The organism is Psychroserpens sp. NJDZ02 (assembly GCF_004843725.1).
Lineage (GTDB): Bacteria > Bacteroidota > Bacteroidia > Flavobacteriales > Flavobacteriaceae > Olleya.
Map to the genome: position 1 here is coordinate 3,323,014 of NZ_CP039451.1, position 18,074 is coordinate 3,341,087.

The following is an 18,074-nucleotide window of genomic DNA, read 5'->3' on the forward strand; positions in this document are numbered from 1 at the left end:
TTAGTGTGAAATAGCTGTTAAATTAGACCTAATTAATTTGATTTTTATCAAACTTTTATAACAACTTTGCAAAACAATATTAGTATGTTGTATATTGTAATAAACCTTTGATAATCAATGAGAAATAATGTTCTATTTTGCTTGGTTTTTTTGTTGTTTTTAACACAAATAACTGCGCAACAAATTGCTCCAGAAAAGATAAAAGAGCAAATCAATATTTATAAGACTGATTTACGTGGTCCTTATAAAGATATCCGTTGGTTTTGTACGGATGGTAGTTTGCGTCAACCTAAAGATCCATGTCCTGACAATATTGGACCAGGAAATCAACATGCGAGATATAAAGATGACGTTGAAAAATTAGCGAAAAGTAATCATGTTTATTTAGGGCAGATTTTAACTAACACTACAAACGAAGCTTTTTTAGATGTTGATAATGATAACTCTAGACTAAAACAGTATCAAATCGATAAGTATTTAAGAGCTATTGATAAGGGGTGGATTAATCAGAAAAGCCAGTTTTATAGAGGGGCAATACAGTCGGAAGATGAAGAAGCATGGGGAATTGACTTCTACAAGTGGTTATTATCTAGGGATCAGTTAATTGTTGAAAACTACTTTTTAATCAGACAATCGTTAAAAGACATTCCGCATAGTGGTGATGATAACCTTGCACAATTAATGCGTAGTCAATCTAAAGTCTTATCTGATTTATATCCTTCTTTTATGGATTTACGTGTTAAGATACATGCACAGCCAGAACTTAATGATATTGATAAAGTAAGGGCTTTTAAAGTAAAGCATAGTGCCAAGCTTAGCGCTAGTCAAATTAAGGTTTTAGATGAATTATTAGTAACCATGACAACTTTTTTTAAACCTGTAGATTTGTTGTCATTGCAGGCTAAAGCTAGTATCCTAAAGTCAACAACGTTTGGTGAAACTTTTAAAAATTATGCCATTCAAAATAATCAGTCTAATAATGCTTCAGATTTAATTCAGAATACAGCAGAATTATTAACGACTCTAAGAGCGAGTCTTCTTGAAGAAAAAAGGCCACTTGCGCGTTTACAACTATTAGATATTTCTATTGTACTTGAAGATCTTATCTTCAAAAATGCACCGCTTTGGCAACCTGAAACAGTAGAACAGTTAGTTAGTAAGGTGTGTTATTTAGGTATGGCAACAGCTGCAACCGGTTATATTGAACAACATGAATGGGACGCTTTAAATTTAACGTTATCTGCTAACAAAAACAATGAAGCTACTTTAGGTGAGTTAACGTCTGTTTTACAAAATGGAAGAAGTTTGGTAGAATGGAGTTCTGGGATGGTTAAAGCTAATTATCAAAATGAAGTAAATACGTATACTGCTTTTGAACCTTTAGCCTATGGTTTTATAGATGATAAAATTAGAGGATCAATTGCCTTGCATTTGGGTAAAGCGGTAGGAGAATTGGGTGATTTTATAGCTGAAGAATCAGCGTTGACTAATAAAGTGTTAAGTATTCCTAACCAAAGTACAGTGCGTGGTTTAAACCCAGGGTATGCTTTTGGAGAACTTGTAGTGGTTGCAGGATCACCAGATGCTATTGAGGTGTCTTCAAATAAAATTTATATTTTCCAACGTCCACCAGCAGATTTAAAACCAATCGCAGGTATTGCAACGGTTTCAGAAGGAAATATGGTGTCTCATGTGCAATTATTAGCTCGTAATTTAGGGATTCCAAATGCAGCATTATCGGATCAGAATTTGGACGATTTAAAGCCTTTTAATGGACAAAAGGTGTTTTATGCAGTGTCTAATAATGGAAACGTGATTATTAAGGCAGAAAACGATATGTCTGCAGAAGAGCATGCCTTATTTACAAAAACGGAACGTAAAAGTGAGAAGATAGAGGTGCCGGTAGAATCTATTATATTAAATGAATCTAAAGTGCTTAATTTACGTAATGTAAACGCTAGTAATTCTGGTAAGATTTGCGGACCAAAAGCCGCCAATCTAGGACAACTTAAACACATGTTTCCAGAGCAAGTTGTGGAAGGGTTAGTTATTCCGTTTGGAATATTTAGAGATCACATGAATCAAGAAATGCCAAACCAAAATCAATCGTATTGGCAATTTTTAGAGGCTATGTTTAAAGAAGCAGCCGCAATGGAAACCAAAGGGGTTGTAGAGAGCGAGATTGAGCATTATCAATTACGTCAATTGGAAACGTTAAGGGCAGCAATTAAAAAAATGCCATTAAAAACTGATTTTATTGAGCAAATGGAAGCTGATTTTAAATCGGTTTTAGGACAAGATTTAGGGGCTATTCCTGTATTTTTAAGAAGCGACACTAATATGGAAGACCTTAAAGAGTTTACGGGCGCAGGTTTAAACCTGACCCTCTTTAATGTGGTTGACAAGGCTAAAATACTAGAAGGGATTAAAGATGTTTGGGCATCACCGTACACAGAACGTAGTTTTAAATGGAGACAAAAATATTTATTGAATCCAGAGAATGTGTTTCCTTCAATATTGGTTATTCCGAGTGTAGATGTTGATTATTCAGGTGTTTTAATTACTAAAGGATTAACTTCCGGTAATGATAATGACTTAACGATTGCTTTTAGTAGAGGTGCAGGAGGAGCAGTGGATGGACAATCTTCAGAAACGTATTTATTAAAAGAGGACGGAGGATTACAATTCTTAGCGCCATCAAGAGAGCGTTTTTACAATAGTTTGCCAACTACAGGCGGAACATTTAAAAAAGCCTCAACATTTGAAAAACCAATCTTAAATGCTCAAAATATTAACGATATAAAACAACTGGCTAAAACAATTAGAGCAACTATGTCTCAAGCCACTAATTCGGATTATCAAGGCGCTTATGATGTAGAGTTAGGGTTTAAGGATGATAAGTTATGGTTGTTTCAAATTAGACCATTTGTAGAAAATAAAAAAGCATTAAGTTCTACATACTTACAATCCATAACACCAGTAGTTGATAACAATAAAGCCATAGCGCTTTCAAAAAAGATATAAATGAAAAAAATAATAATTGTTTTAGTCTTAGTACTAATCTGTTCTGCGTTTACGACCGCAACCTTTTATCCAATTGACGGGTATGAGCATACAGGAATCAAACGTTTGAAGCGTTTAGAGTTAATTAAAAGTGGCGAAATTGTTGAAAAACAAACCTTACCGGAAGGTGCTTTTAAATCGTATTTAGATATTAAATTGAATCTAAAAGAAAAAACATCCGATAGTTTACATTGTTTTTTCAAAGAAAATGAAGCGTTTCAAAAGGAAATCAGTAGCCTATTTAGAGGTTTGGATAAAAGTTATTCGTTAACCGTAATGGATATTACTAATTTAAGTGATATTAGATACGCACATCGTAATGAAACCTCAGGCTACCAGCCTGGAAGTGTTGGTAAATTAGCTGTTTTGATTGGATTGTTTAATCAGTTGTCTAAAATTTATCCTGATGATTTTGATAAACGTATTCAATTATTAAAAACAAAGGTGGTTAAAGCCGGAGTTTGGGGATTAACGGATGAGCATACTATTCCAATTTATAATATAGAAACAAAAAAACTAGTGAAACGTCAGGTGGTTGCTAGTGATGCGTTTACTTTATTTGAATGGGCAGATCATATGTTATCTGTCAGTAACAACGGAGCAGCAAGTATTGTTTGGCGCGAAGTATTGTTAATGCAAGCGTTTGGAGAGAAATACCCAGAGTTAACAGAGGAAGACGCGTTAACCTATTTTAAAACAACAGAGAAAAAAGTATTGACCGATCTAGGAAATGACGTCGTTAATTTACCATTACGTGATTTAGGGATTACTGCAGACGAATGGCGTTTGGGAAGCTTTTTTACTAGAGGTGCAAATACCTATGTTGGAGATAAAGGTGGAAGTATAGGGACACCTTTTGGAGTCATGAAATTTTTAGTACAACTAGAACAGGGTAATGTGATTGATGCTGAGTCTAGTTTAGAGATGAAACGCTTGATGTACATGACGGACAGACGTATTAGATATGCACAAGCACCAGCTTTAAAAGAGGCAGCAGTCTATTTTAAATCAGGTAGTTTATATAAATGTGATAGAACTAATGGACAGGTTTGCGGAAAATACATGGGTAATGTTCAAAATTTTATGAACTCTGTTGCAATTGTAGAGCATCCAGACAAGACCATTTATATGGTTGTTTTAATGACAAATGTATTACGTAAAAACTCGGCAACAGATCACATGAACTTAGCAGCGAATATTGATAAGTTAATTAGGGAATAAGACGTAATAGATTTTCCGTTTGTGTCCTGATTTTTTTATTGGTTTCATTAATTAAAACCAGTTCTAAAAGGGGTTTGTAATTTGCAGTATTAGACTTTTCAATAAGGTATAGTACTGCAAATTTTAGTTTAATATCTTTTCGTTTTAGTAGTTCATTATAACATTCCAATTCACTTAAAACTTTAAGATTAAGTTTCTTTATTTTTTCTTCAGAATTGGAATCCAATAACATTGATTCTGCAACTGGGATTAGTTCCTTTTTAAGTTGACTGTTTAAAATATTATCTAAAAACTCAATAGCATGCAGGCGTTGTTCTTCTTGACCATGTATCATGGTGTTAAATATAGGATCAACATCGGTTGGTGGATATTTAATTCCTAAAAATCTAAAGATACGCTGTAGTTGTCTGTCTAAACGCTGCTCTAAAAGGTGTATAAGTCCATTTCTAGCTTCGGTTTCGTCTTTAGACTCAGTGGTGCTAGATTTCTTTTTATACTGTAGTACAATTTGAGTATGAATAACTGCTAAGGTATTTTGATACAATTGGCATTCGTCTAAAATTTTATCGACTATAAAACGGTCCTTGATTTTCAAGTGTGGATATTTCCATTTTAAACGTTTTAAAGCTTCAATTGCCTCGATTTTAACTGCGTGTTCTGTATCGATAGTTAAAAGGATTAACGTGTTTATTGCTTTTTGAGATTTAAATTTTTCGATAACTAAAATGACATACGCCGCATCTTCAAAATCAATAGTTTCTTTTATAACCTTTTGGTAGAGTACATCAATAACAGGTTCTTTATAGAAAAACAAAGCATCTACAGCGGTTTGTCGCGTTTCTTTTACTGATAAATGCGAAATGATAATATCAATAAAATCAGAATCTAAAGTCTTAGCAGCACTAGTTATCGCTGTTTTTAAAATCTCTAAATCCTTAGATAGTAGTTGTGTTTTAAGCACATTGTAATAGGTACTTATTTTAGCATTACCTATACTTTCTAAAATGGCTGTAATCTTATTGGTTTTTAAATCTTGATCCGTTAATTCTAAATATTTACTTAAAGCAGCCTCTATTTTTGAGTCTAAGTTAAAACGATTTTGGAGTAATTGATTATGACTAGATTCTAAAGATAATCCTACTAAAGCAGCATTCGCAATAGTGTTATCGTTACTATTGATGTACTTTTCAAATAAAACAATAGTGTTTTGTTTGTAGTTTTTTAATAGATACCTAAACGCTGACGTAGTTACCTCTTGATCTTTATCGTAAACCATGGTTTCAATTTGAGACGATAAGTTTTCCGTTTTTAGAAAATATAAATTATCTATAGCTAATGTTTTTACTTTTGGTGAATCATGATCCAGAAGATTTTTTATACTATTAAAAAAACGTTCATCTTTTACGTCCAACGTTCTTTCTAACATATTAATAATCTGGTTCTCTTTTCCTGTCTTGAAGACTCTTAAAACGCTATCTATAATTGACGTTACTTTAATAATTTCTTTATGATTTTTGTCTTTTTTAATTCCAGAATTATCAAGTAAATCTTTAAAGGCAATGATGTATTCTTTTCTAAGGAAATAAATTAAAACCAACCAAACAGCAATTAATACGATAATAATTACACTGATGTAAGTGGAAGAAATATCTAAACCGTTTATAAAAAATATTAGAATAAAACCAGCAAGTCCTGTCGCGATACTATCTACTACAACATCTGTAAAGGTTTTTGTTTTCTTTTTAATTTCTATAGGAATAGGAATTGATAACAATTCTGTAGAGGCTTTATTCACGGATTGTTTTAAACTTCCATCCACAATTTTAATAAATACAATCACCCATAATTGTGGTAGTAATAATAGTATGATGGAACCAATTAAAATCCCTGTTGGAAGCCACAGTAAAGCTTTTCCAACGCCAAAAGTACCAACAATACGTTTGGTTAAGAAGAGTTGTACTAGTAATGAAATAACACTTAAGGTAGAAAACCAAAATCCAAAAAAGGAGGTCAAGTCGTCTTGGTTATCAATAAGGCGTGACGCGTAATCGCTATATTGATAGTCTACTAATTTGGCAACAAGTACACTTAAACCTATAACTAAAGCGATTAGACTCAGTAATTTTGATTGTTTTATTAGTTTTAAAGGCGATTCTCCTTTAGCATTACTTTTTAAAGTTAGCTGAAAGGTATTAAGTTTTGCAATTTCTGTTTTCCATATATATCGTGTAATAAAGACACATACAGAAAGGAGCAGCGCTGCGATAAACAATAAGTTTACAGAATCAATAAAAGTAGTTAACACAGATGTTAAATAACCACCAAAGATACCTCCGCCAATTGCACCAGCGCCAATAAATCCGAAGACACGTTTGGCTTCTCTAATATTGTAAACTAAATTAGCTAAAATCCAAAATTGGGAGGCTGTAAGTAGTCCAAAAATAGCAATCCAGATGTAGGGGATGTATAATAAAAAACCAGTAATTAAGTTAAAATTTAAACCAAGCCCAAAGAGTATTAAAGATAGGACAGAACCAATGATGGTTTTATCAATTATAATATTTAACGGGTATTTTTCTAAGGCTTTGTCATAAAAGTAAGAGCCTATAATGGCCATTATAGCAGTCAATACATAACCTAACGGGAGTGCATCCGATGTTAATTCTGATAAAAACAACGAATTAATTGTAGGTTTTACAATTAATAACGTCGTGATAATTATAAAAATATTTAATTGTAATAGAAGTGTTTTTTTTAGTTCTTCTTCCTTTAAATCAAATGCTTTTAAGAGTATATTTTTTATAGGTTTTAATACCGAATGTGTTAAGTCCAATGTTTTGCGTCTAAAACGTAATGATTAATAGTTTACGAATATAAGGTATAAACTATCTTTTTTATTTATTGAAAATAATAAATAAGGTCATTAAATTAATTAGCTCTTAAGACTTTCTCTACTGGTTTTATCAAGTCTCTGATAATTTGTTCTCCTGATGAATCTTCTATTAAAGCAACTAAAATATAACGCCTGTTAGTATCTTTTCCCCAAACTAATACCGAGTCTGAATGGTAATTTTTCCAAGAGCCAGATTTTCTGAAGATTCTAGCGTCAGGTGCAATTTTATCGAGTGTATTTACAAATTTATGGTGTAATGCTGTATTTTCCATAATATCTAGCATTTGCTTAGAGCGCTTTTGATTAACCAATTTGCCATTTGCTAATAGATAATAATATCTACAAACTTGAGTAACAGTAGCCGCATGACTTAGGTTTTTTAAAGGCTCTCTGTTGGTGTTTCCGCCACCGCCGTAGCGCTTTCCAACCCATAGGCCACCACCAAAATTCTCGTCGTAAAATTTATATTTTTTACTCCTCATAACCGATTCAATCTTGTCATATCCAACACGGTCAATCATTCTTGTTGTTGCGGCATTATTAGATTTGCTAATCATAAGACGCATATCTTTTCTAATATCTGCAGTTTCAATTAATTCTTTTTTATCAATCGCATCCATAGCAGCTAACAATACTGCTATTTTAGGTAAACTTGCAGCATACATCATGTTATTACCATTAAGTCTTGCAAATTTTACATTATTGGTATCTCTAAGATCGACTAAACCGACCGACATTTTTTTCTGATTGATTAGTTTTTTCCAAAGTGGATTTTTATTAATCTCAGATTCTAGTGTTTTTTGAAGATCATTATCTACTAAAGAGGTTAGCATTGCAATTTTACCATCACTAGTTAGCAATGGAAGCTCATTTTGAGCAAAACTATGAGTTACAAATAAAGTAACTAGAGCAATAAAAACAAGATGTTTTTTCATTAAAAAAAAGGAGTTAAATATATTACGACAAATGTATGTAAATAACTAGTTACTAAAGTGTTAAAATTTTAATTTTCAAAAAAATAATATTACGAGCAAATGTGATTGTTTTTGGGGTTATTGCACAGAATTTTAGTTAATATTTTTAGTTTGAGATTGTAAAATATAACAATAATTTAGAGGTTGTTTAGTAAAAGTAATAATCCATTAGTTACGTTACGATATTTTTATGAATTTGTTTTAAAAGGATTCCATAAGTTTTAATTTTTTGAACGTAAATACATGATCACAGGGGATTGTTAGTGCAAGTTCTAATTAAAAAAGCCAAAACAAATTATTGTTTTGGCTTTTTTAGTTATTAAATATAGTGTATTCTAGATTTAGAATAGACCAATATAAGAAGCGTCTGTTGTTCCTGTTTGTAAAGTTGCTCCAGTTGTAAATCCATCAGCACTTGTAGAGCTAGGATCAAAAATATAAACTTTACCTTCACCACCTAAAGAGGCTAATGCCATATACAATTTACCATCAATTACACTTGCCCATTGGTATTGACGTAACCATAAATCTAGAGGAACATTCATTTTAACTGCTGTTTTGTTATAGATATCAACACGAACTATATCCCAATTAGAACTTGCATTATCTCCCAAATCTGTGTTTAAAACTGGGACATAACCAACACCGTTACCTACATAAAACCAACCAGTATTAGCTTCGGCATTATGACCTAGCAGTGATTTTATATTAAAGCTACCGTAAGCGGTGTCATATGCGCCATTACTAATTTTCATAATAGAAGCATCACCATTTGTAATTAATTGGTAAGTATCACCATTTTCATCTTTATGAGCTACAGGAGTTCTGTAACCATTAGTTGAGCCTTGTGCTAATGTAGAAGTTATAGTTGTTTCATTATCTAATGAAGGATAATCTACAACTAGAGTTTCGACATTATCATAGACCATAGTGCCATTTTCTCCAGTTAAAGCATCATAAAAACGTTTTGCAACACCATAATACATTTTACCATTAGCAATGACAGGCGCATCTATACGAAAGGTATGAATACCTTCAGAAGATTCATCTTCGTTGTAAGGAAAATCAAAAGAGGTGTTTTCTAAAATAGTCATCGTATTTAAGTCTACACGGGCTAGGGTTACAGTTGCTTCAGTTCTTAAGTAAGCTGAAGTTTCATCGGTAGGGTCTTCATAAATGTTTTCAGTAGTTACATTATGTAACATCGCGTAGTTATCATCAATTTTTGTCCAACGTGGATATAATGTTCCCATTACTGCTTGAACATCTGTTGTTAACTGTAAATTATAGGTTTGTCCACTGATATAATCATATTTTGCGATATCACCACCACCATAATTTAAGTTGTATACCGTTTCTCCATCATTAGACGTATAGACTCTTGCGGTACGAGTGGACGGTATTTCACGTCCAAAACCACTAAAGGTAAACGTTTTATTTGGGTCATTAAGCTCTTCTAAAGAAGCACCTTGTACGTATGTTTCAGACTCTCCTGTTGGACTTGAGCCTATTACTAAATGATATGGTCTAAAAGATGTTTCTGATCGTGTATCTGTCGTTGGTGTATCATCATCATCACTACAAGAAAACAAGGCTAAGGATAAAGAGACTAAACAAGTAATGTTTAATAAAGGTTTAAATTTGAAATTCATAAGTTTTAAATTAAAATTGGGTTATAAAATTGTAAAGGAAAGTTTGCCATAAAAGCCTCTTCCTGGTTTTTGAAGCGCGTAATTATCGAATAATTGATTATTTAGTATGTTTTTTATATCAAAACTAAAGGTCACTTTATTCTTCGGGAAAGTATATGCAAAACCTGTATCTAAAGACACTTGATTAGGTATTACTGTTTTTCCTGAACCACCAAGTACGCTACTATGTCTAAAAAAATCATGTACATATAATAAATTGGTATAGCTAGATAAGCTCGATCCCTTCTGTATAAAGTCCTTTGCCTTGTATTTTAAGTTGTAATTCATTGTAAAATATGGCGTATTGGCTAGTCTTTCGTATGTTGGCGTAATTGGGTTTCCATTGGTGTCATACGTTACATTGTAATCTCTAGCGTTAAAATAAGAGGTGTTTGCGCTAAAAAAGATTTTCTCATTATAATTATAGTCTAAAGTAAAATCGAAACCTTCTGTGTAAATTTTACCAATATTGGAATTTTCATAAAACTCTTCATTACTTCCTGTAGGGAATTGCATAATCAAGTCTTCTGTATCTCTAATAAATAGATTAGAGGTTATTCCAAAAGTATGCTTGTTAAACGTTATGTTTTCGTAGGTAAAACCAAGATTGTAATTCTTACTGTGTTCTGGTTTTAAATTAATAGAAGGATTTAAATTAGCAGAAACATTACCAAAAACTTCGTTTGCTTCTGGTAAACGGATTGCTTTTTCTGCAGAGCCAAACACGGTGATTTTAGGAGTTAAGGAATATGAGATTGTGGCTCCAAATCCAAAATCGTTAGAGGTAATATTATTTTCTTCAATAAAAATAGTTGCTGTAGACGTATTAGAACTCCTTGTACGTAACCTTGAAGTTCTATCCATGGTATAAAACTTACCAAAAACGGAGGTTCTTAGTTTTTCATCAAAGGCTTTATTTTCAAAAGAAAGTGTTACAATCGATTTTAAATATTCGCGGTCTTCTTTTAAAGCATTTTCGGCAGCAGGCAGCATTGGATCATCAGAATCTCTGGTAAATGTATTTAATAGATGGTTTAACTGAATAGTATTGTTATCATCAACATGATACGCTAAATTAACACGTGTATTAATTGTTTGATCAATATCCTGTTGTAATGTGGGATCTCCCGCTTCTGCTCCTGTAGCCCATACATCAGGAGTGTTAAAATAGTTTGTAGGATAGCCTAACCAACTGTATTGTGTAGCAATAGTATCTATGGTTTTTCTGTTTAAGCGCGAATATGAAGCAAAAGCATTGGCATCTACATTTTTTATAATATTTTTTTTAGCATAATCTAGGCTATACATATTGGTGTTTTGTTCTGTAAATCGATTACCATAAACGCTTTCCATGGTTGCGCCTGTTTGGATTTGTTGATCCATGTTAGATAATAAAACACCAGCAATAAGTTTATCTGCCCAATCTACACGAGTAAATCCAAATTCAGCTTTTCCTCCCTGGGATCTATAACGATCATGAAAACGTTTAGCATGTATAAAAACATCAGGTTCTCCTGCAGCTAGTGTAACCGCAACTTGATCACCCCAAACTTCGTAATCGTTATCTGCATAGTTTATAAAAGCAGAGCCTCTAGCGGTAAAACCACTCTTATTGTTTCTGTAACCTCCATTAATATCTGCTCTATAAGTTCCAAAAGAGCCTGCTGATACTGAGGCTTTTAATTCGTTTTTGGTAATGTCGTTTAAAACAATGTTTATGGCGCCACCCATAGCATCATCCGATAAATGAGGAGGGACCACACCTTTATAAACCTCAATACGTTTTATTAATGAAGGCGGTATACTATTTAAAGAAAATGAAGGGCCAAAATTTCTAATAGGAACACCATCAATAAATATTTTAACAGAATTACCCGACATGCCATTTAAGTTATAATGCGCGTGTGATCCTAAACCACCAGATTGACGGACTCTTACACCAGCAGATTGATCTAGTAATTCATTAACCTGAATGGATTGTATGGCTGCTTCTTTTATTTCGATAACATTTACAGCAAACCCTTTTTCAATAATTTTTTGCTGTACCGTTTTAGATTTCAGAAACACTTCATCTAGTTCTTGAAATTCTGAGGCCTGCAAAATAACTTTAATGTCTTGTTCTTTTGAAAGTAATGCAACAGTGATGGTTTTTGGGGATGCATCTAAAGAATGAAATAGGATGTTGTATGTTCCTAAAGGAAGGTTTTTAAAACTAAAGGCGCCATTAATATTTGAAGTCGTTTCTTTTTCAAGACCATTTCCTTTTAAAGAAATATAGGCACCTACAACAGGTTCTTTAGTGTTAAAATTTACTTTTCCATAAAAATCACCATTCTGACTTATGGCCGAAGTCGTAAAAATTAATAAAAGATAAATAGGAACTAATTTGAATGTAAACACGTTGATTTTTTTTACAAAAGTAGGCTTATTTATATTTAATCCAAATAAAAATAAGTCTTTTTTTAAGACTTTTAAAAAGCTCTTGCTTAGTCTCTTTTAAATCAAATAAATGAAGATAGAAGTACTTTGTATTCCGCTGTAATAAAACATTTATTTTTGAAATCATATAAAATACATTTCAGTCTTATATTTGCTAAATAAAATAAACAGATGCAACATTTAAAAACTTCAGATACAAAAAACAAGAAGAAGCCAAAAGTAACTATGGCTAAGGCATTTAAAACTATTATTTGGCCAAGGCGTCAGCTGGTTTTTTTAGGCTTAGTTTTAATTGTAATACGAAGTTTGTCGGGTTTAATTTTACCTTGGCAAAGTAAAGTGTTGTTAGATGAGGTTGTTCCTAATAAAGATACCAATCAATTATATACCTTAATTGGTATTGTTTTAGTTGCTATTTTGGTGCAAGCTGTCACTTCTTTTGCGTTAACAAGGATTTTAAGTGTCCAAGCTCAGTATTTAATTAGCGAATTGCGTGCTCAAGTACAAAAAAAAGTCTTGTCATTACCTATTAGTTTTTTCGATAACACAAAATCGGGTGCTTTAGTGTCTAGAATAATGAGTGATGTAGAAGGTGTAAGAAATCTTATTGGAACAGGGTTAGTACAATTAGTTGGCGGTACATTTACAGCCATCGTATCTTTAGTAATATTAATAAAACTAAATGCTTGGATGACACTTTTTGTGTTTGTTCCATTATCTATTTTTGCAATTATAGCGTTGAAAGCCTTTAAATATATTCGTCCCATATTTAGAGCCAGAGGAAAAATTAATGCAGAGGTAAAAGGTAGACTTACCGAAACTTTAGCTGGCGTGCGTGTTATTAAAGCATTTAATGCTGAAGAGCAAGAGAATGAAATTTTTGAAAAAGGAGTTGATAAATTATTTCAGAATGTAAAAAAGAGTTTAACAGCAACTGCAATAATGACGAGTTCTTCAACTTTTTTAATAGGAGTTGCAACGACAGGGATTATGGGGATTGGTGGTTATTATATGATTTTAGGAGAAATGACGACAGGGCAGTTTTTGTTTTTCACCTTAGTACTTGGTTTTATGATTGCGCCAATTGTACAAATGAGTAATATTGGAAGCCAGTTAACGGAAGCTTTAGCCGGTTTAGATAGGACAGAAGAGCTTATGAATATGGCTGCAGAAGAAGATGATGACAACCGTACTATCGAACTTGAGAATTTTAAAGGTGAAATAGAGTTTAATAATGTGTCATTCGAATATGAGGAAGGAAAGCCTGTATTACATAATATCGATTTTAAAGCAGCATCTGGTTCTGTAATTGCATTGGTTGGTAGTTCTGGTTCAGGAAAGTCTACTATTGCAGGCTTGTCCGCTACATTTTTAAACCCAAAAGAAGGACAAATAACAATTGATGGTGAAGATTTATCCAAAGTAAAATTAAATAGCTTTAGAAGACATTTGGGTGTTGTATTACAAGACGAATTTTTGTTTGAAGGTACCATTCGCGAAAATATTATGTTTCCAAGACCAAACGCCTCAGAAGCGCAATTAGATGCAGCGGTTAAGGCTGCGTATGTAAATGAATTTACAGATCGTTTTGATAAAGGTTTAGAGACTTTAATTGGAGAAAGAGGAGTGAAGTTGTCAGGAGGACAAAGACAACGTATCGCAATTGCTAGAGCAATTTTAGCAGATCCTAAAATTATTATTTTAGATGAAGCCACTTCAAACTTGGATACAGAAAGTGAAGCTTTAATACAAAAAAGTTTGGCTCAGTTGACTAAAAACAGAACCACTATAGTTATTGCGCACAGATTAAGTACGATTAGAAAAGCAGATCAGATTTTAGTTATTGAAGCGGGTAAAATTGCAGAACGAGGAAATCATGATGAATTAATTGCTTCGGAAGGAAGGTACTTTGATCTATATACGTATCAAGCAAAAATATAGTCAGAAAACAGCGCTTTACGATTATATTTAGTGCTATTTAATATACTATGTGTTTTTCTAAAACAAAAAGTACACATATCTAATCGAGACTTTCGATTATATGTGTACTTTTTAGAATTAAGAACTATAACATAATTGCAATAAAAGTTGTATTTATTCTATCTTTTTTACTGTATTTTTTGGGGTGTAAATTTAAAAATAAGGCAGTGGTTTTATAATGGAATATTGCCATGTTTTCTATTTGGTAATACTTCTTCTTTATGTTCTAACATTTTAAACGCTTTCATTAATTTACGTCTTGTGTTTTCAGGAAGAATAACTTCATCTATAAAACCGCGTTCTGCAGCTTTATAAGGATTAGCAAACAACTCAGCATATTCGGCTTCTTTTTCCAATAGTTTGTCTTCTGGGTTGTCCGCTGCTTTTATTTCTTTTCTAAAAATAATTTCACTGGCACCTTTGGCTCCCATTACGGCAATCTCAGCACTTGGCCAAGCGTAATTTAAATCGGCTCCGATATGTTTAGAGTTCATGACATCATACGCACCACCGTAAGCTTTTCTTGTAATTACTGTCACTTTTGGTACAGTAGCTTCACTTAAAGCATACAATAGTTTAGCACCGTGTACAATAATTCCGTTCCATTCTTGATCCGTTCCTGGTAAAAATCCTGGAACGTCTACTAAGACTAATAAAGGAATATTAAACGCATCACAAAAACGTGTAAATCGTGCCGCTTTACGAGAACTATTAACATCTAGTACACCAGCTAGAAATAAGGGTTGATTGGCAACAATACCAATACTTTTTCCTCCAATTCTGGCAAATCCTACAATAATGTTTTCTGCAAAATCTTTATGAATTTCAAAAAAGCTGTCATCATCAATCAAACCTTTAATAACCGTATGCATATCATATGGTTTATTGGCATTAGTAGGTATAATTGAAGCAAGCTCTTCTCTAATCTCTTCACCTAATGTATATGGTAAATCTTTAGGTTTTTCTAAATTACTTTGTGGTAAATAACTTAATAGACGTTTTAGGTCTTCTAAACATTCGACATCATTAGAAGAAGTGACGTGTGCCACGCCAGACTTTGTCGAGTGTGTACTTGCACCTCCAAGTTCTTCACTAGTGACTTCCTCATTAGTGACTGTCTTAACAACATTGGGACCTGTTACAAACATATAGCTCGTGTCTTCCACCATCATTGTAAAATCGGTCATTGCAGGACTGTATACAGCACCTCCAGCACATGGTCCCATAATTGCTGATAATTGCGGAATAACACCAGATGATTTTACATTTCTATGAAAAATATCTGCATAACCACCTAAAGAGCGTACACCTTCCTGTATACGTGCTCCTCCAGAATCATTAAGTCCAATTAATGGAGCTCCAACTTTAAGTGCTAAATCCATTATTTTACAGATTTTTTCGGCATGTGTTTCAGATAACGCACCACCAAACACAGTAAAGTCTTGTGCAAAAACATAGACTAATCTACCGTTTATTGTTCCGTAACCTGTAATGACACCATCTCCGTAAAATTTTTGATTTTGCATGCCAAAATCTACCGTTCTATGGGTTACTAAAGCGCCGATTTCTTCAAAAGACCCTTCGTCCATTAAATACGTGACACGCTCATGAGCCGTTAATTTTTTCTTTTCGTGTTGTTTATCTATTCTAGCTTGACCACCACCCAGTTTGGATAGCTCAAGTTTTTCGTTTAGCGTTTTTATTTTGGATTCCATATCTCAATTTTATGCTCGCAAAGTCGTTAGACGCCATGCGATAGGTGATTATCTAATTAGTTGGCAGTCTTAGTTGTTTTTGATCTTCTAAGTATTGCTTTACAGCGAATAGTGCAGCTAACTTAGCTTCGTGTTCTGCGTCTTGTTTTAAAGCTTCTGGCGAATAGTACTTTTTTACAAAATGGGTGTCAAAATCACCTGATTTAAAAGCCTCATGATTAAACACAAACGTTCCAAAAGGTAGGGTAGTTTCTATACCTTTAACGTCATAGTTAGCAATAGCTTCTCGCATAAGCTCCATTGCTTCTTCACGCGTTTTACCATACGTAATTAGTTTAGCCAGCATCGGGTCGTAATAGATTGGAATATCCATGCCTTGTTCAAAACCATTATCCACTCTAATACCTTTGCCCTCTGGTAGTTTGTAAATGTCTAAATGGCCAACACTTGGAAGAAAATCGTTTAAAGGATCTTCAGCATAGATTCGTAACTCTAAAGCATGACCGTTAATTTTTAAATCGGATTGTTGTATGTCTAGGACTTCGCCACGAGCGACTTTTATTTGTAATTCGACTAAGTCAACACCTGCAATGATTTCTGACACAGGATGTTCTACTTGTAATCGTGTATTCATTTCAAGGAAATAGAAATTTTTATTTTCATCTAATAAAAACTCGACCGTTCCAGCACCAACATAATCACAAGCTTTAGCTACTTTTATAGCAGCTTGTCCCATTTCTTCTCTTAATTCTGGTGTTAAAACAACACTTGGTGCTTCTTCAACTACTTTTTGATGACGACGTTGTATGCTACATTCGCGTTCAAACAAATGAATAACATTACCATGTGTATCTGCCATCACTTGGATTTCGATATGTCTTGGAGAACTCACATATTTTTCAATAAAAACAGAACCATCTCCAAAAGCATTAACAGCTTCGCTAATCGCACGATTCATTTGAGATTCAAACTCGTCTTCTTTCTCAACCACACGCATTCCTTTTCCACCACCACCAGCTGAGGCTTTAATCAAAATCGGAAAACCAATAGTTTTGGCTATTTTTTTAGCTTCAGGAATATCGGTAATAGCTTGGTCAGTTCCTGGTACCATTGGAATATCATAGGCTTTAACGGCATCTTTAGCAGCTAATTTGCTACCCATGACTCTAATGGCATGTGATTTTGGTCCTATAAAAGTGATATTGTTTTTCTCGCAAAGTTCTGCGAAATCTGCGTTTTCACTTAAAAAACCATAACCTGGATGTATTGCATCAACATTTAGGTTTTTGGCAACTTCAATAATTTTATCACCCAATAAATACGATTGGTTAGAAGGCGCTTCTCCAATTAAAACAGCTTCATCAGCAAATTTTACGTGAGGAGCATTTCGATCTGCAGTAGAGTAGACTGCTACGGTTTTAATTCCCATTTTCTGAGCAGTACTCATGACTCTTATTGCGATTTCACCACGATTGGCGACTAATATTTTTTTCATTTTATTCGAATTCAATTAACAATTCACCTTTATCTACTGTGTTTCCTTTTGTACCCGTTACAGATTTTATAATACCGTCTCTAGGGGATACAATACTATTTTCCATTTTCATGGCTTCAAGTATTAATAAAGGTGTGTTTACAGTGACTTCATCTCCAGGGTTTACCATAATATCTAGTATTAATCCTGGCATCGGTGCTTTTATGTTGTCTATTATTTTAGAGGCCCCAACTTCAAAACCTAAAGCCTTAATTAAAGCATCTAGCTGGTTTTCTATTTGAACCGTATACAGATTGTTATTGACTTTTATTTGATAGGACTTATTATCAAAATCACTTGCTAGGACTTCAACTCTAAAGGGTTTATTATTTTCTAAAAGATGAAATGAGTCCTTTTTAGTTTCGACTGCATCAAGACTTTTTACTGTATCTGAATCTATTTCAAATTGATAAAGATCGTTTGTTTTTACATTAAATTTTTGGCTCATATTATTCTATGATTAAGAGGTCTAAAGATAAACAACTATAACGTTTTAGTAAAATAGAATTCTAATATATTATTTAAAATTAAATAAGATTTAAGTCTAATAGATTTATTTTAACG

10 protein-coding genes are annotated in these 18,074 nt (G+C 33.1%); 3 read left to right on the plus strand and 7 right to left on the minus strand.

Annotated elements, in window-relative coordinates; all coding sequences use genetic code 11:
• The first annotated feature begins 117 nt into the window (after positions 1 to 117).
• Entirely contained in the window at positions 118 to 3,024 is a 2,907-nt protein-coding gene (locus E9099_RS14685; protein ID WP_136584286.1) for a PEP/pyruvate-binding domain-containing protein, read from the plus strand.
• Entirely contained in the window at positions 3,025 to 4,284 is a 1,260-nt protein-coding gene (locus tag E9099_RS14690; protein ID WP_136584287.1) for a serine hydrolase, read from the plus strand.
• On the opposite strand, the gene E9099_RS14695 is transcribed toward E9099_RS14690, so the two are convergent.
• The 4 genes from E9099_RS14695 to E9099_RS14710 form a co-directional block, all read right to left on the minus strand.
• A complete protein-coding gene (locus E9099_RS14695) occupies positions 4,274 to 7,117 on the minus strand; it encodes an NTP/NDP exchange transporter (RefSeq protein WP_136584288.1) in 2,844 nt (947 codons plus the stop codon). The two genes, E9099_RS14690 and E9099_RS14695, sit on opposite strands and share 11 nt — an antisense overlap.
• A gap of 95 nt (positions 7,118 to 7,212) precedes the next feature.
• On the minus strand, positions 7,213 to 8,112 hold the full coding sequence (locus tag E9099_RS14700) for a serine hydrolase (protein ID WP_136584289.1): 900 nt from the start codon (positions 8,110 to 8,112) through the stop codon (positions 7,213 to 7,215).
• Positions 8,113 to 8,492: 380 nt separating this feature from the next.
• Complete coding sequence (locus tag E9099_RS14705) at positions 8,493 to 9,803, minus strand: hypothetical protein (protein ID WP_136584290.1); 1,311 nt, start codon at positions 9,801 to 9,803, stop codon at positions 8,493 to 8,495.
• Positions 9,804 to 9,824: 21 nt separating this feature from the next.
• A complete protein-coding gene (locus E9099_RS14710; RefSeq protein WP_136584291.1) occupies positions 9,825 to 12,242 on the minus strand; it encodes a TonB-dependent receptor in 2,418 nt (805 codons plus the stop codon).
• Between the two features lie 210 nt (positions 12,243 to 12,452).
• On the opposite strand from E9099_RS14710, the gene E9099_RS14715 reads away from it, so the two are divergent.
• Complete coding sequence (locus E9099_RS14715) at positions 12,453 to 14,222, plus strand: ABC transporter ATP-binding protein (RefSeq protein WP_136584292.1); 1,770 nt, start codon at positions 12,453 to 12,455, stop codon at positions 14,220 to 14,222.
• Positions 14,223 to 14,434: 212 nt separating this feature from the next.
• Here E9099_RS14715 and E9099_RS14720 read toward each other — a convergent pair whose 3' ends face one another.
• Genes E9099_RS14720 through E9099_RS14730 form a run of 3 tightly spaced genes read right to left on the minus strand, consistent with a single transcriptional unit; the run spans position 14,435 to position 17,958 of the window.
• Positions 14,435 to 15,976 (minus strand): acyl-CoA carboxylase subunit beta, encoded by a 1,542-nt coding sequence (locus tag E9099_RS14720; RefSeq protein ID WP_136584293.1) that lies wholly within the window; start codon positions 15,974 to 15,976, stop codon positions 14,435 to 14,437.
• Positions 15,977 to 16,028: 52 nt separating this feature from the next.
• Positions 16,029 to 17,471 carry an acetyl-CoA carboxylase biotin carboxylase subunit gene (gene accC / locus E9099_RS14725; RefSeq protein ID WP_136584294.1) on the minus strand — a complete coding sequence of 481 codons (1,443 nt, stop codon included), beginning with the start codon at positions 17,469 to 17,471 and terminating at the stop codon, positions 16,029 to 16,031.
• Position 17,472: 1 nt separating this feature from the next.
• A complete protein-coding gene (locus E9099_RS14730; protein ID WP_136584295.1) occupies positions 17,473 to 17,958 on the minus strand; it encodes an acetyl-CoA carboxylase biotin carboxyl carrier protein subunit in 486 nt (161 codons plus the stop codon).
• Positions 17,959 to 18,074 lie beyond the last annotated feature (116 nt).

What these genes read in the sequence shown, in the direction of transcription:
- E9099_RS14705 (WP_136584290.1), bottom strand. Translation starts at nt 9,803, where the DNA reads ATGAATTTCAAATTTAAACCTTTATTAAACATTACTTGTTTAGTCTCT.
- E9099_RS14685 (WP_136584286.1), top strand. Translation starts at nt 118, where the DNA reads ATGAGAAATAATGTTCTATTTTGCTTGGTTTTTTTGTTGTTTTTAACA.
- E9099_RS14690 (WP_136584287.1), top strand. Translation starts at nt 3,025, where the DNA reads ATGAAAAAAATAATAATTGTTTTAGTCTTAGTACTAATCTGTTCTGCG.
- accC (WP_136584294.1), bottom strand. Translation starts at nt 17,471, where the DNA reads ATGAAAAAAATATTAGTCGCCAATCGTGGTGAAATCGCAATAAGAGTC.
- E9099_RS14715 (WP_136584292.1), top strand. Translation starts at nt 12,453, where the DNA reads ATGCAACATTTAAAAACTTCAGATACAAAAAACAAGAAGAAGCCAAAA.
- E9099_RS14730 (WP_136584295.1), bottom strand. Translation starts at nt 17,958, where the DNA reads ATGAGCCAAAAATTTAATGTAAAAACAAACGATCTTTATCAATTTGAA.
- E9099_RS14700 (WP_136584289.1), bottom strand. Translation starts at nt 8,112, where the DNA reads ATGAAAAAACATCTTGTTTTTATTGCTCTAGTTACTTTATTTGTAACT.
- E9099_RS14720 (WP_136584293.1), bottom strand. Translation starts at nt 15,976, where the DNA reads ATGGAATCCAAAATAAAAACGCTAAACGAAAAACTTGAGCTATCCAAA.